Here is a 12881-nt window from a genome sequence, read left to right as displayed (position 1 = left end):
GGCTGCCGAGGCTCAGTTCACTGGAAGACCCGACCGATCCACGTCGTGGCCTTCCGCCTGGGCCAGCAGGCGCGCCGCGGCACTCGCTGCCATCTCCAGGCGCTTCACATCGCGCTCATCGAGGTGATCGCACGCCGTGAAACTGAAGCCGCAGAGAACGCCGTAGAGGCTGCCGTCCTCGAATCGCACGGGCACTCCGATGTGACCGCCCAGCACCTCGTAGTACTCTGGCAGCTCATAGTGTGCGCGCTCCTCCCTGACGTTCCTGAGCAAGCGGGGTATGCGTCCATCGACGATGCGCTGGCAGATCGTCTTGTCCAGCGGGTGCGACTGGCCGGCCTTCACGACCAGCGCCTTCGCCTGCGCCGAAATGTGCCGGAACACGCGTTCGCCGGCGACGAACTCGCCCACGAAAACCACTTCCAGTTTGAGCTGCTCGCGCACGACGCGGAGAAGCATTCCGATCGATCGTTCCAAGTGGGCCAATCCGTGCTTGTCCGCCTCTGCCGTCACCACGGAGAGTTGCCGGGTCCAGCACGTGAGGCCGCAGCCTTGGGGTTGTGTTTCCGTTTCCATCGATCACTATTCTCCGTCGAAGCATCCTGAATCAGCCATGGCAAGTGGATGTGTGCGAAACGACGTGAAATTGACGGGTTCCACTCGACGACGCGAGCGCTGCGAGCGGCGCACTCAAGGAAGCAATTCGAACTTCAGATCAGCCAGGGGAGTGACCTTTTCCTCCCGAGTCATCTTGTACTCGGTGTTCGGGCCGAGCCATTTGTTCCAAAGCTTGTCCAACTCGCCCTTCTTCTCCAGCGAATAGAGCGCTTCGTTCACCTTGGCCAGCAGCGCCGGCTCGTCCTTCTTCATTCCGATGCCGATGGGCTGCAGGACCATCGGCTCCTTGATCATCTTGAGTGCGACGCCTTCGTTTTTCGACTGGTTGACCAGTTTGGTGATCGTCATGGTGTTCGCGACCATGCCCATCGACTTGTTCTGCTGAACCGCCATGAAGGCCGAACCGGTGTCCTGGAAGGTCACGGGCTCGGAGCCGTTCATCTTGATCGACAACTCCGAAGTCGAGCCCTTGGTGGAACTCAGGCGCTTGCCCTTGAAGTCGGCTTTCGTGGTTCCCGGATCGGACGCTTTCACCGCCAGCATTTCCTTGGCGACGTAGTACGGATCGCTGAACTGGATCTGTTCGCCACGGCTCTTGGTGTAGGCGAGGTTGGCGATGGTCACGTCGACACGGCCGAGCTTGACCTCGGGCACACGCGCCTCGACCGACAGTGGCGTCACCTTGGCCGTCAGTCCCAGTTCCTTCGCGATCGCGTTGCAGAGATCGACGTCGTGGCCCACCATCTCGCGGGTCTTGGGATCGGGCGCCGCAAAGGGCGGCACGTCGGCGAAAGTGCCGCACTTGAGCTCCTTGCGCGCGCTGATGTCGCCCCACTGGTCGGCCTGGGCCGCCAGCGAACATGTGCAGAGGACCGCAGCGAGGGCGGCAAGACGAGTCACGTTGGCTTTGGACATGGAGAACTCCTAGGAAGTCGATCGATCGAGGAAGAAGCGAAGTGGTCGGATCAGTGCGCCCGCAGGTCGGACAGGAACCGCTGCGCACGGGGATGCTGGGGCCGGGTGAAGAAGGTCTCGGGGTCGGCCTTCTCCAGGATGCGACCGGCATCCATGAACCAGACGCGGTCGGCGACCTCGCGCGCAAAGTTCATCTCATGGGTCACGCACATCATGGTCATGCCCTCGTTGGCCAGGCTGCGCATGACCGAGAGCACCTCGCCCACCATCTCCGGATCGAGCGCGCTGGTCGGCTCGTCGAAGAGCATCGCGGGCGGCTCCATTGCGAGCGCCCGGGCGATCGCGACGCGCTGCTGCTGGCCGCCCGACAGCTGGGCCGGGTAGGAATTCGCCTTGTTCGACAGGCCCACTCGTTCCAGCAACTGGCCCGCCCTTGCCTTGGCCTCGCCACGCTTCACGCCCAGTACGCGCACGGGAGACAGCATGATGTTGTCCAGCACGGACAAATGCGGAAACAGATTGAAGCTTTGGAAGACGAAGCCGATGCGGCTGCGCAGCTTGTTCAATGCATGGCTGCTCATCGGCGCGTGGATGTCGTGGCCGTCGAACAGCAACTGGCCGGACTTGATCTCCTCGAGCCGGTTGACGGTGCGGATCAGGGTCGACTTGCCGGAACCCGAGGGACCACAGACCACGACCACCTCGCCCTTCTTGACCTCGGCGTTGACGTCGGTCAGCGCTTGATAGTCGCCGTACCACTTGTTGATGTTGGAAAACAGGATCATGGTGTCGTCTTCGCGCGGCTTGGGCCGTGCGCCGGGTTGTTCAAGGGTGTCCATGGTTTTGTCTCCGTACATTGCTTCGTTCACCGTCGAATCGCGGTGTCAGGGATTGGCTGCCACCGGCGGCAGCGGCAGGCCGTCTTCCGAGGTGGCGGGTGTCGCGCTGCCGAGCCGCTTGTGGGCGATTCGCCGCTCGAGCCATTGCGCGAGCTGGGTCAGGCTGAAACAGACGACGTAGTAGGTCATCGCCAGGATGAAGAACACCTGGAACGGCTTGGTCAGCAACTGGTTGTTGATCTGGTTGGCGGCGAAGGTGAGTTCCTGGACGTTGATCACGTAGCCCAGCGTGGTCTCCTTGATGGTGGAGATGAACTGGCTCAGCATGCTCGGGAGCATGTTGTAGAGGGCCTGGGGCAGGATCACGAAGGCCATGGTGCCCAAATGGCTGTGGCCAAGCGCGCGGGCTGCCTCGGTCTGTCCCTTGGGGAGCGCCTGAATGCCGGCGCGGACCACTTCCGACAGGTACGCGCCTTCGTAGATCACCAGCGTGCACAGCATCGTCGTGAAGCCGGACACATCCCGTCCGATCAGGAGCGGCACCAGGAAGTAGACCCACAGGATGACCATCAGGAGCGGAACGCCGCGCACGATGTACACCAGCACCGTGGCGGGCCAGCGCAGGGCGCGCCAGGGAGACAGGCGCGCCAGTGCCAGCATCACTGACACGGGAAACGCCAGCACGATGCCCAGCACCGAGAGAATGAGCGTGGCAACGATGCCGCCCAGCGGCCCGTTCGGGTACTGGCCGACCAGCAGCAGCAGCCAGTTGTCGCGCAGGATGTCGAAGATGCCGAACATGTCTTACCTCGCCGCGGCAACGCGATAGCGGCGCGCAATCCAGGCACCGACCGCCATGATGAGCAGGGAGACCAGCAGGTACATCGCCGTCGCCAGGCTGTAGGCCTCGAAGGTGCGGAAGCTCTGGCTCTCGATCTCCTTGACTGCATGGGTCAGCTCGGCAACGCCGATCGCCATCGCGAGACTGCTGTTCTTGAACAGCGACACGCTGTGGTTCACCAGGGCCGGAACCGCGTTGCGCACGGCCTGGGGCAGCATCACGTGCCGCATCGCACCGATGTAGCCGTGGCCCAGCGCACGCGCTGCCTCGGACTGCCCGGCCGGGATGGCACGCAGGCCGGAGCGCATGTCCTCGCTGAAGTAGGCTGCCTGGCAAAGGCCCAGCGCTATCACCGAGATCAGCGCCTCGGCGTTGTTGTTCGACAGCCAGGCTTGCACGCCGTCCGGCAGCAGGCTGAAGATGCCGAAATACCAGAGCATGAGCTGCACCAGCGTCGGCACGTTGCGGTGATAGGACACGTAGGCTGCAACCGCCCGCTCGGCGACGGGGTTGGCGCTGAGCCGGACCACCAGCAGCACGATGGCAATCGACATCGCGAGCAGCCATGAGCCGACCGCGATCTTCAGGGTCAGCACCATTCCGTGCAGCAGCATGGCGCCGAACTCGGGCTTGAGCAGGATCGCCAGGAGGTCGAAGTGCTTCATGGGGTGCTCTCGTGTGGACGGGCGGCCTGGTCAGGCCCGTACCGTCTCCGGCTTGGCGGTGGAGAGGCCGCCGGGCACTTGCAGGGTCGGCGTGATCTCCATGTGGCCGATGTTTACCGCGATGGGCGCCGCGATGGCGAAGGCAATGGCATTGGCGATGTCCGCGGCCTCCGGCAACTCGTAGCCCTCGACGAAGCGCTTGCGCGTCTCCTCGGAGTCGCCGTGCACGTGCGCGAAGATGTCGGTCGCCACGCGTCCCGGACAGATTTCGGTCACGCGGACCCGCTTGCCGAAGCAGTCCACGCGCAGTTGGCTCGACAGCATGCTGACGGCGGCCTTGGTTGCGTGGTAGGTGCTGTTGCCTCCGAAGTTGTAGGCCGCGGCGATCGAGCTGATGTTGACGACATGGCCGTTGTCGCGCGCCACCATGCCCGGAACCACGAGGCGGCATAGATGCAGCACGGCACGCAGATTGACGTCCACCAGGAGGTCGATCCCTTCGGCGTCGGCTTTCAGGATCGAGCCCGGTCGATCGACGCCGGCGTTGTTCACGAGCACGTCGAAGTCGACTTCTTTCGTCAACGCGGTCACGCCTTCCAGGTCGCTCACGTCGATAGCGTGCGGGATGCAGCCCGTTCGCGCAGCGAGTTCCTTCAGCTTTTCGCCGCTGCGGGCCAGCGCATGGACCCGCAGGCCCTCCTTGCAGAGGCGCTCGACGACGGCGGCGCCGATGCCGGAGGAGGCACCTGTCACCAGGGCGGTCTTGTAGTCGGAAAAGGGCATCTGGATCACTTTCTTTCTGTGGGATGGCGCCCGGTTGCACCCTTGTCGGATGCAGTTTCGGAGCGCGGTGAATTCACTGTATCGACGGCAAGTTCGACGCGCCAAGACGGATTGGCTGTGGAGCGATAAGGCTGCCTTATGTCGCCCTGGAAGGGTGCGTTCGGAGTCAGGGTAAGCACCATGTCCGTGCCCGTTCAGCAAGTGCGCTTCAGGTGGACTGGCGCGAAATCGGGACCACGCGGCCGTGCGACTCGACGACTTCGCGCACCCCGCGCGCCAGCGTCACTGCGCCGGGCGTGTCGCCGTGGACCAGGATCGAATGCACACGCATCGGGATCTTGTTGCCGCCGTAGGTGGTGACGGTGCCCTCCTCCAGGAGTTGCCGGACTCGGGCCAGCACGTGTTGGGGCTCGTGGATCACCGAGTTGGGCAGCTTCCGCGGAATCAGCAGCCCCGCGTCGTCGCAGGCGCGGTCGGCCAGGAACGTGGTGCGAACGCGCAGTCCGCATCGCTCTGCTGCGTCCTCGATGGCCCGGCTCGCCGAGGAGCTGATGGTCAGCGACGGATCGAAGTCCGCCACCGCTCGCACCAGTGGCGCGGCGAGTTCCGCATCCGCTGCGGCCATGTTGCCGAGCGCGCCGTGGAAGCTCATGTGTGTCATCCGGTGACCGGCTGTTCGCGCGATGCCTGCCAGCGCACCAAGCTGGTAGACAACGGCCGCAACGAGCTCGCGCGTGTCCATCTGCATCGCGCGGCGGCCGAAGCCGGCCAGGTCGGGGAAGCCGACATGCGCGCCGACATCCACGCCGCGCTCCAGCGCCGTGCGCACGGTGCGATCCATGATCTGCGGGTCGCCCGCATGGAAACCGCATGCGACGTTCGCCGAGGACACGATGCCCAGCAGCGCCTCGTCATCGCCCATGCGCCAGGGGCCGAAGCCTTCCCCCAGGTCTGCGTTCAGGTCCATGTCCATGGTGGCTCGTCCTTTGTGATCAGGTGGGATGCAGGTCGACCAACGCGGCGCCGTAGCCGACGGCCGCGCCGTCCTCGACACGCAACGCGGCGACGGTGCCGGCTCGGGAGGCGATCACCGGCAGCAACAGGACGCCGATGCGCAGCAATCCCAGCATCTGGCCGGCCTGCACTCCGGTGCCGGCGCGTACAAACGGCACCGTGGCGCAAGGGTGTGCGTGGAGGAACACCCCGACCGAGGCGGAAGTCACGGTGTCGAGAGGCGGGCCGGCCCGGTTCGTCGCAGCAGGCCGGTTGGCTTCACGCTCGCCAGGCTCGATGACCTCGATCTGCGCGCCACGTCGGCCCAGTCGCACGGTCGCGCCAGGCATTTGCAGTTCGAGGAAGCCGATGTCCGTCGCCGCCATCCAGCCGGCGATCTCGCGCAGCTCATGAGGCGACTTCTTCATGCGGCAACTCCCATCGGCCCGCTGCGATGCAGCGCGACCATGCGGGCCACCTTCGCGAGCCAGGCTTCTTTCTGTTCCAGCGCAGCCACGGCTTCGTCCCAGTTCGTCTCGATGAAGCGGATGCGACTTCCGATCGGCGCCTGGCCGAGGCGCCACAGATCGGCCTCGATCACGGTGCCGAACTTCGGATAGCCGCCCGAAGGCTGCGCATCGCGCATCTGGATGATCGGCTGTCCGCTGTGTGGCACCTGGATCACGCCCGGGACGATGCCATGCGAGCGCAGCTCCATCGGCGCCACCGGCTGCAAGGCAGCGCCGGACAGCCGGTAGCCGTAGCGATCGCTCTGCGCCGTGATGCGCCACTCGCCGGCCCAGAAGGCCTCGCGCGAGGCCGCCTCGAAGCCCAGGTATTCGGCGCCCGGCAGCACGCGCAGCGCGACCAGCCCATCGACTTCCAGAGGCAAGGCAATCGACGGTGGCACCAGGCCGAAGCCGGTACGGCAGGCGCGCGTCGGCTCAGCGGCACGGAGCACGTCCCCCTTGCGCAGCGCCCGCCCCTCGTGCCCGCCGAAGGCGCCGCGCATCTGGGTACTGCGCGAACCCAGCACCTCCGGCACGTCGATGCCGCCCGGCAGGCACAGCACGGCCCGGCTCGCGCGCTGCGCGCCCTGCGGAAGGCCCAGCGTCAGGACCTGGCCGGCGCGCGCCTGATTTGCCCACCAAGGCAGCAGCGGTTCCGCATCCAGCTTCGCGCCGCAGTCCGCGCCGGTCAACGCGAACAGGCAATCCTCGGTGAAGCGGACCCTGAACGGAAAGACCGGAATCTCGATGCCTGCCGCACCCGGCTCGTTGCCCAGCAGGAGGTTGCCCGCCGCCAATGCGAGGTCGTCCATGGCTCCCGCGGTGCCCACGCCGAAGCGCAGGCTGCCCAGCCGGCCGAGGTCCTGCACGGTCGCCAGCGCGGCGGTGGAGAGTATCTCGATCATGGTTCTATCCCTTCCACCAGGAAACGGATGCGGTCGCCCGGCTGCAGCGTCGCCGGTGGATTCCGTGCCGGGTCGAAGAAGCTCATGGTGGTGCTGCCGATGGTGTTCCAGCCGCTCGGCCCGGCCGAGGCCGAGACGCCGGTCTGCGCACCGCCGATGGACACCGCGCCGCCCGGAATGCTCAATACTGGCACCTTGCGCCGCGGCGTCGCGATGCGCGGGTCCATGCCACCGAGGTAGCAGTAGCCGGGATGGCTTCCGAGCGCATACACCGGGTAGAGCGGCGCACTGTGCAACTCGACGATCTCCTCGACCGACAGGCCGGTGTGCGCGACCACGTCGGCCATGTGCGGACCGCCGGCGCCTCCGTAGCGAACCGGCAGCTCGACCACGCGGCCTTCGCGGCTGAGTGGCGTGACGGCCTCCCACGCGGCGTGCAGTCGCGCCTTCAATTCATCGAGCGCACGCGGCGGGCGGACGAAGCTCAGCATCAGGTTGTTCATTCCGGGGACGGCCTCGCGCACCTCGGGCCATCCGGCTGCCTCCTGCGCGAGCGCCCAGATGCGTTGCTGCGAATGCAGTTCCATCGCGCCCGGTGCTTCGAAGAGCAGCGCGGTGGTGCCGAGCAGGCTCACCGTCGGAGCCGATCCCATTGTCGAAAGGCTCACGGTGTGCTCCTGTGTTGAAGCCAGCGCTCGAGGTGATGGATGTCGACCCCGCCGGCGGCAAAGCCGTCATCCTGGAGCAAGGCACGATGCAGCGGCACGTTGGTGGCGATGCCGTCCACCTGCAGCTCGCTCAGCGCCAGCCGCATGCGATCCAGCGCGTCCTCGCGGCTGGTGCCATGCACGATCAACTTGCCGATCATCGAGTCGTAGTACGGCGGCACGCGGTAGCCGGCGCCAGCGTGCGAATCGAAGCGCACGCCGAAGCCGCCGGGTACGCGCCAGCCCGTGATGCGACCCGGTGACGGCGCGAAGGTGTCCGGATCCTCCGCATTGATCCGGCATTCGATCGAATGTCCTGCGCAGGGGACATCGGCCTGCGCGATCGCCAACCGTTCGCCCCGCGCCATGCGCAGCTGTTGCTGAACGATATCGATGCCCGTGGTCATCTCGGTCACCGGGTGCTCCACCTGCAGCCTCGTATTCATCTCGATGAAGTAGAAGGCGCCCTTCTCGTAGAGGAACTCGAAGGTGCCGACGCCGCAGTAGCCGATCTGTCGGCAGGCTGCCGCGCAACTCTCTCCGACCGCGGCGATCAGCGCCTCGTCGATGCCGGGCGCCGGGGCCTCCTCGATCACCTTCTGGTGGCGGCGCTGCAAGGAGCAGTCCCGGCTGCCCAGCCAGATCGCGTGGCCGTGACTATCCGCGAGCACCTGGATCTCCACGTGCCGCGGATGCAGCAGGAATTTCTCGATGTAGACCTCCGGATTGCCGAAAGCGCGTCGTGCCTCCTCGCGCGTGAGCGCCAAAGCCTCCAGCAGTTCGCCGACTTCGCGGACCACGCGCATGCCGCGACCGCCGCCGCCGCCGGCCGCCTTGACGATCACCGGGTAGCCAACCTCGCGCGCGAGCGCGCGCAACGCATCCGGATCGTCCGGCAGCCCGTCGTCCGGCCCCGGCACGCAGGGCACGCCGGCGCGGCGCATCGCGCGCTTGGCCGCGACCTTGTCGCCCATCACGCGGATGCAGGCGGCGCTCGGTCCGACGAAGCACAGTCCGGCCTCCTCGACCTTCTGGACGAAACCCGCGTTCTCCGAAAGGAATCCGTAGCCCGGATGAATCGCCTGCGCGCCGCTGACCTCGGCGGCATAGAGCAGTGCTGATTGATTGAGGTAGCTCTGGCCAGGACTGGCTGGACCGATGCACAGGGCCTGATCGGCCTGCTGCACATAGACTGCGTCGCGGTCGACGTCGGAATGCGCGACCACCGTCTTGAGGCCCAGGCCCTGGCAGGCGCGAAGGATGCGCAAGGCGATTTCGCCGCGGTTCGCAATGAGGACGGTATCGAACATGGCGTCCTTCTCAGGCGAAACGGAACAGTGGTTGACCGGCCTCGACCTCTTCGCCAGACCGTACCAGCACTTCGGCGACGGTGGCGTCGGCCTCGGCTCGAACCTCGTTGAAGACCTTCATCGCCTCGATCACGCACAGGGTCTGCCCGGCCGCAATCTCCTGGCCGGGCCGCACGAACAGCGGCTCGTCCGGCGACGGCTGAAGGTGGATCACACCATAGAGTGGCGCCAGGCACTCCTGCAAGTTCGCCGCCAGGCCGTTGCGGGATTCGTTGGACTCGCGAGGCAATTCGGAGCTCGAACCGTCCGGGTGGCTCGCGGTGCCGCGTGGCGTCACGCAGTCGCCCCGGGCGACCCGTCCGGCTTCGGCCAACGACGTCGAAGACGCCTGCTTCACCAGCCTCAACGTGCAACCGTCTTCGCTGTACTCCAACTCCGACAATTCCGAAGCCGCCAATGCGTCAATGAGGATCCTGATTTGTTCCTGGTTCATGCCGGCCCCGCCGGCAAGCGGCGGGATCTCCTTGGTGGCCGACGCATTCCGCGAACGCGTGACGGCAGGCATGAACGGTAGCCCCCGACGGCTCCAAAGCCAAAGACGGATTGGCTGTGCCGGGATAAGGCGGGCTTATGACACCGCGGCCTGCAATGGGTCCTCGGTCGCGGCCTCGCTCGACAACTCGGCGACCAGTTCGAGCAGGATGTCCTTCACCGCTTGCGCCGGTTCGGACAAGGGCAGGTGGTCCGACTGGCACAAGGCCAGCGGCGCCTCGATCACCGGGTCGACGATCTTGAACTGCCATGCGCCGCAGGCAGCCACCACTTCGCGCGCCATGGACGCCGGCAGGACGGTGGCGCCCAGGCCGTCAGCGATCGCCGCGGTCAACGTGAAGGCGGATTCGATCTCTGCGACCACGCGTGGCGCACCGCCGATCCGGCCAAAGGCGGCATCAACCAGCTTGCGCACCACGTTGTACGGGCGTGGCAGGAACAGTTCCATGTCGCGCAGGTCGGCCAGACGCACCGGTTGGGCCGGTGCCGGGACCGAGGCCGGTCCCACCAGGTACAGGGGCTCTTTCAGCAGCGGCAGGAATGTCAGCCCATGAATCGCCTTGTCGCCGTAGAGCACCGCCAGGTCCATGCGGCCGTTCATGATCAGCTCGCTCAGCGTCGTGCCGTAGTTCTCGTTGAGGTACAGGAGGATGCCGGGATGACGTGCCCGCACCGTGCGCAGCAATGGCAGCGAAAGCGCCGCTGCCGCCGTGCCCGGCGCGAGGCCGACCGACACCTGGCCCGAGACGCCCTGCCCGGCCGCGTCCATGTCGGTCTGGGCCTGCTCGCACTGGCGCAGGATGATCTGCGCGTGCCGATAGAGGACCTTGCCGGCCTCGGTTGGGGTCACGCCCCGCTTGGTTCGCACGAGCAATTGCTGGCGCACTTCGCCTTCGAGCGTGATCAACTGCTGGCTCAGTGCGGGTTGGGCAATGAAGAGCAACTCGGCCGCCTGGGTCAAGCTGCCGATGTCCACGATCTTCACGAAGTATTTGAGTCGCCGCAGGTTCACACCGGGTCCCCAAGCAAAACGCGAGCCTAGCACCCGAGGCATGCAGCGGCCATCCGGGGTCACCATAAGCTCTACCTATCCGCCCAGAGCGATCTCGTCTTGGCCTTGGGAAGGAGATCTGCGTACCGTACGGGCCTGCCATCCCAATCCAGGAAGCCATGACCACCTCCCGCATCGCAGAGCGCGTCCGTCGCATCAAGCCTTCGCCCAGCACCTCGGCAGCAGACCGCGCCAACGAACTGCGTCGCCAAGGCAAGTCCATCGTGAACCTCGTCGTCGGCGAGCCCGACTTCGACACCCCCTTGCACATCCGCCAGGCCGCAGCCGCCGCGATGGACAAGGGCGCCACCCGCTACACCCTGATGGCCGGAACGGTCGAACTGCGCGAAGCCATCGTCGGCAAGCTCCAGCGGGAAAACGGCCTGCGCTATGCGATGAACGAGATCATCGCGACCAACGGCGCCAAGAGTGCGATCTACAACGCGTTCGCGATCACGCTGGAGGCGGGCGACGAGGTCATCGTGCCGGCGCCCTACTGGGTGTCCTACCCCGACATGGTGCTCGCCTGCGACGGCAAGCCGGTCATCGTCGCCTGCCCCGAGGCGAACGGCTTCAAGCTCACCGCGGAGCAACTCGAAGCAGCCATCACCCCGCGCACGCGCTGGCTGCTCATCAATTCGCCGAGCAATCCGACGGGCGCGGCCTACACCGCCGAGGAATACAGGCGCCTTGCGGACGTGTTGGTGCGGCACCGCCACGTCATGGTGATGACGGACGACATCTACGAGCACATTCGCTTCGACGGCGAGAAGACGCCGCACATCCTCGCGGTGGCACCCGAACTGCGCGATCGCACGCTGGTGGTCAACGGCGTCTCGAAGACCTATGCGATGACCGGCTGGCGCATCGGCTACGTGGCCGGGCCTGCCGACATGATCCGCGCGATGGACACGCTGCTGTCGCAATCGACCGGCAACTGCTGTTCCATCAGCCAGGCGGCCGCGGCGGCGGCGATGAACGGCGACCAGTCTTTCGTGGCGGAGAGTGTGGCCGTCTACAAGCAACGCCGCGATCGCACGCTCGCCCTGATCAACGCGATCCCCGGCCTGAGCTGCGCCGCGCCGCCCGGTGCCTTCTACCTCTACGTCAACTGCAGCGGACTGATCGGCAAGACCACACCCTCGGGCAAGGTCCTGGCGGAGGACGGCGACGTCGTGATGTATCTGCTGGAAAGCGAAGGTGTCGCGATGGTCGCGGGCACCGCCTATGGCCTCTCACCCTACTTCCGGTTGTCGATCGCCACCTCGATCGACATCCTTCAGGAAGGCTGCGCGCGCATAGGCCGCGCCGTCGCCGAACTGCGTTAACGAACTGGAGACTCCCATGCAATTCAAGGGCATTCGCAAGAACCCGTCGGCGCCACAAGTCAACCCGGCTCACATCGCCGCGCTGCGCGACATCCCGGTCGCGGCACTGAGCGACAACATGCATCGCAACATCGGCAGCGTGGGCCTGCACCCCTATCACCGGCCGGGCCCCGGGACAATGGCTGGCACCGCCGTCACGATCAAGTCGCGCGGTGGGGACAACCTGACGCTGCTGCGTGCCTTCGAGTTCTGCCGTCCGGGCGACGTGATCGTGATCGACGCCGACGGCGATCTGGCCAACGCCGTCATCGGCGGCATCCTGTCGTTCTACGCCGCGACCATCGGCACCGTCGGGGTGGTGCTCGACGGAGCCATTCGGGACGTCGCCGAGATCCGTGCGCGCGACTTTCCGGTCTATGCGCGCGGCGTCAACCACCGCGGGCCTTACAAGGATGGGCCTGGGGAGATCAACGTTCCGGTATCGGTGGGCGGCATGCTCGTGAACCCCGGCGACATCGTGGTCGGCGACCAGGACGGCCTGATGGCGTTCTCGCCGGACGACGCGGAATGGCTCATCGAGAAGGCCCGGGCCCATCTGGCCACCGAAGCGGAAACGATTCGCGCCATGAAGGAAGGCCGCTGGGACCGCAGTTTCGTCGACGCCCTCGAAGCACGCTGCCCCAACTGAGCCACTTTCCTCCGTCTCTACGCTTCCTCCATCCGGGAACTTCGCCTTGAACGCTATCCTGAAGAGCTTCGACCTCACCGGGCGCACTGCGCTCATCACCGGTTCCAGCGCGGGCATCGGCTTCGCGCTGGCGCGCGGGCTGGCCGGCGCCGGCGCCCGCGTGATCCTCAACGCGCG

At 66.1% G+C, this 12881-nt stretch carries 16 protein-coding genes; 3 read left to right on the top strand and 13 right to left on the bottom strand.

The features are described 5' to 3' along the window. Positions 1–12: 12 nt before the first annotated feature. From QTH97_RS33910 to nac, 13 genes are all read right to left on the bottom strand, one after another. On the bottom strand, positions 13–459 hold the full coding sequence (locus tag QTH97_RS33910) for a GAF domain-containing protein (protein WP_286572978.1): 447 nt from the start codon (positions 457–459) through the stop codon (positions 13–15). Between the two features lie 231 nt (positions 460–690). Then, positions 691–1533 carry an ABC transporter substrate-binding protein gene (locus QTH97_RS33905; protein ID WP_286572977.1) on the bottom strand — a complete coding sequence of 281 codons (843 nt, stop codon included), beginning with the start codon at positions 1531–1533 and terminating at the stop codon, positions 691–693. 50 nt (positions 1534–1583) lie between these two features. Further along, positions 1584–2318 (bottom strand): amino acid ABC transporter ATP-binding protein, encoded by a 735-nt coding sequence (locus tag QTH97_RS33900; protein WP_286573000.1) that lies wholly within the window; start codon positions 2316–2318, stop codon positions 1584–1586. Positions 2319–2417: 99 nt separating this feature from the next. Further along, positions 2418–3173, bottom strand: coding sequence for an amino acid ABC transporter permease (locus tag QTH97_RS33895; protein ID WP_286572976.1), 756 nt, complete (start codon positions 3171–3173; stop codon positions 2418–2420). Between the two features lie 3 nt (positions 3174–3176). Next, positions 3177–3878: an amino acid ABC transporter permease gene (locus tag QTH97_RS33890; protein WP_286572975.1), complete on the bottom strand. Its 702-nt coding sequence runs from the start codon at positions 3876–3878 to the stop codon at positions 3177–3179. Between the two features lie 30 nt (positions 3879–3908). Next, positions 3909–4661 carry an SDR family oxidoreductase gene (locus QTH97_RS33885; protein WP_286572974.1) on the bottom strand — a complete coding sequence of 251 codons (753 nt, stop codon included), beginning with the start codon at positions 4659–4661 and terminating at the stop codon, positions 3909–3911. Between the two features lie 208 nt (positions 4662–4869). Further along, positions 4870–5634 (bottom strand): LamB/YcsF family protein, encoded by a 765-nt coding sequence (locus QTH97_RS33880; RefSeq protein ID WP_286572973.1) that lies wholly within the window; start codon positions 5632–5634, stop codon positions 4870–4872. Positions 5635–5653: 19 nt separating this feature from the next. Continuing rightward, positions 5654–6082: an acetyl-CoA carboxylase biotin carboxyl carrier protein gene (locus tag QTH97_RS33875; protein WP_286572972.1), complete on the bottom strand. Its 429-nt coding sequence runs from the start codon at positions 6080–6082 to the stop codon at positions 5654–5656. After that, on the bottom strand, positions 6079–7068 hold the full coding sequence (locus QTH97_RS33870) for a 5-oxoprolinase subunit C family protein (protein ID WP_286572971.1): 990 nt from the start codon (positions 7066–7068) through the stop codon (positions 6079–6081). The genes QTH97_RS33875 and QTH97_RS33870 overlap by 4 nt, the downstream gene beginning before the upstream one ends. Continuing rightward, positions 7065–7721: a 5-oxoprolinase subunit PxpB gene (gene pxpB, locus QTH97_RS33865; RefSeq protein ID WP_286572999.1), complete on the bottom strand. Its 657-nt coding sequence runs from the start codon at positions 7719–7721 to the stop codon at positions 7065–7067. The genes QTH97_RS33870 and pxpB overlap by 4 nt, the downstream gene beginning before the upstream one ends. 11 nt (positions 7722–7732) lie before the next feature. Then, positions 7733–9085: an acetyl-CoA carboxylase biotin carboxylase subunit gene (gene accC / locus QTH97_RS33860; protein WP_286572970.1), complete on the bottom strand. Its 1353-nt coding sequence runs from the start codon at positions 9083–9085 to the stop codon at positions 7733–7735. A 10-nt stretch (positions 9086–9095) separates the two neighbouring features. After that, positions 9096–9578: an acetyl-CoA carboxylase biotin carboxyl carrier protein gene (locus QTH97_RS33855; RefSeq protein ID WP_286572998.1), complete on the bottom strand. Its 483-nt coding sequence runs from the start codon at positions 9576–9578 to the stop codon at positions 9096–9098. A 135-nt stretch (positions 9579–9713) separates the two neighbouring features. Next, complete coding sequence (gene nac, locus QTH97_RS33850; protein WP_286572969.1) at positions 9714–10649, bottom strand: nitrogen assimilation transcriptional regulator NAC; 936 nt, start codon at positions 10647–10649, stop codon at positions 9714–9716. A 158-nt stretch (positions 10650–10807) separates the two neighbouring features. On the opposite strand from nac, the gene QTH97_RS33845 reads away from it, so the two are divergent. The 3 genes from QTH97_RS33845 to QTH97_RS33835 form a co-directional block, all read left to right on the top strand. After that, positions 10808–12016: an aspartate transaminase gene (locus tag QTH97_RS33845; protein WP_286572968.1), complete on the top strand. Its 1209-nt coding sequence runs from the start codon at positions 10808–10810 to the stop codon at positions 12014–12016. Between the two features lie 16 nt (positions 12017–12032). Continuing rightward, positions 12033–12704 (top strand): RraA family protein, encoded by a 672-nt coding sequence (locus QTH97_RS33840; RefSeq protein WP_286572967.1) that lies wholly within the window; start codon positions 12033–12035, stop codon positions 12702–12704. A gap of 58 nt (positions 12705–12762) precedes the next feature. After that, positions 12763–12881: SDR family NAD(P)-dependent oxidoreductase (locus QTH97_RS33835; protein ID WP_286572997.1), on the top strand; the 119-nt coding region annotated here is incomplete at its 3' end.

Source organism: Variovorax gracilis (assembly GCF_030317115.1).
Taxonomy (GTDB): Bacteria; Pseudomonadota; Gammaproteobacteria; order Burkholderiales; family Burkholderiaceae_C; genus Variovorax; species Variovorax gracilis.
Note: the sequence above shows the minus strand (reverse complement) of the source record. Positions and strands in the feature narration are given on the sequence as shown.

Coding starts and splice junctions, on each gene's coding strand:
- QTH97_RS33875 (WP_286572972.1), bottom strand. CDS start 6,082: ATGAAGAAGTCGCCTCATGAGCTGCGCGAGATCGCCGGCTGGATGGCG.
- QTH97_RS33895 (WP_286572976.1), bottom strand. CDS start 3,173: ATGTTCGGCATCTTCGACATCCTGCGCGACAACTGGCTGCTGCTGCTG.
- QTH97_RS33890 (WP_286572975.1), bottom strand. CDS start 3,878: ATGAAGCACTTCGACCTCCTGGCGATCCTGCTCAAGCCCGAGTTCGGC.
- pxpB (WP_286572999.1), bottom strand. CDS start 7,721: ATGGGATCGGCTCCGACGGTGAGCCTGCTCGGCACCACCGCGCTGCTC.
- QTH97_RS33910 (WP_286572978.1), bottom strand. CDS start 459: ATGCTTCTCCGCGTCGTGCGCGAGCAGCTCAAACTGGAAGTGGTTTTC.
- accC (WP_286572970.1), bottom strand. CDS start 9,085: ATGTTCGATACCGTCCTCATTGCGAACCGCGGCGAAATCGCCTTGCGC.
- QTH97_RS33905 (WP_286572977.1), bottom strand. CDS start 1,533: ATGTCCAAAGCCAACGTGACTCGTCTTGCCGCCCTCGCTGCGGTCCTC.
- QTH97_RS33870 (WP_286572971.1), bottom strand. CDS start 7,068: ATGATCGAGATACTCTCCACCGCCGCGCTGGCGACCGTGCAGGACCTC.
- QTH97_RS33880 (WP_286572973.1), bottom strand. CDS start 5,634: ATGGACATGGACCTGAACGCAGACCTGGGGGAAGGCTTCGGCCCCTGG.
- QTH97_RS33845 (WP_286572968.1), top strand. CDS start 10,808: ATGACCACCTCCCGCATCGCAGAGCGCGTCCGTCGCATCAAGCCTTCG.
- QTH97_RS33855 (WP_286572998.1), bottom strand. CDS start 9,578: ATGAACCAGGAACAAATCAGGATCCTCATTGACGCATTGGCGGCTTCG.
- QTH97_RS33840 (WP_286572967.1), top strand. CDS start 12,033: ATGCAATTCAAGGGCATTCGCAAGAACCCGTCGGCGCCACAAGTCAAC.
- QTH97_RS33900 (WP_286573000.1), bottom strand. CDS start 2,318: ATGATCCTGTTTTCCAACATCAACAAGTGGTACGGCGACTATCAAGCG.
- QTH97_RS33885 (WP_286572974.1), bottom strand. CDS start 4,661: ATGCCCTTTTCCGACTACAAGACCGCCCTGGTGACAGGTGCCTCCTCC.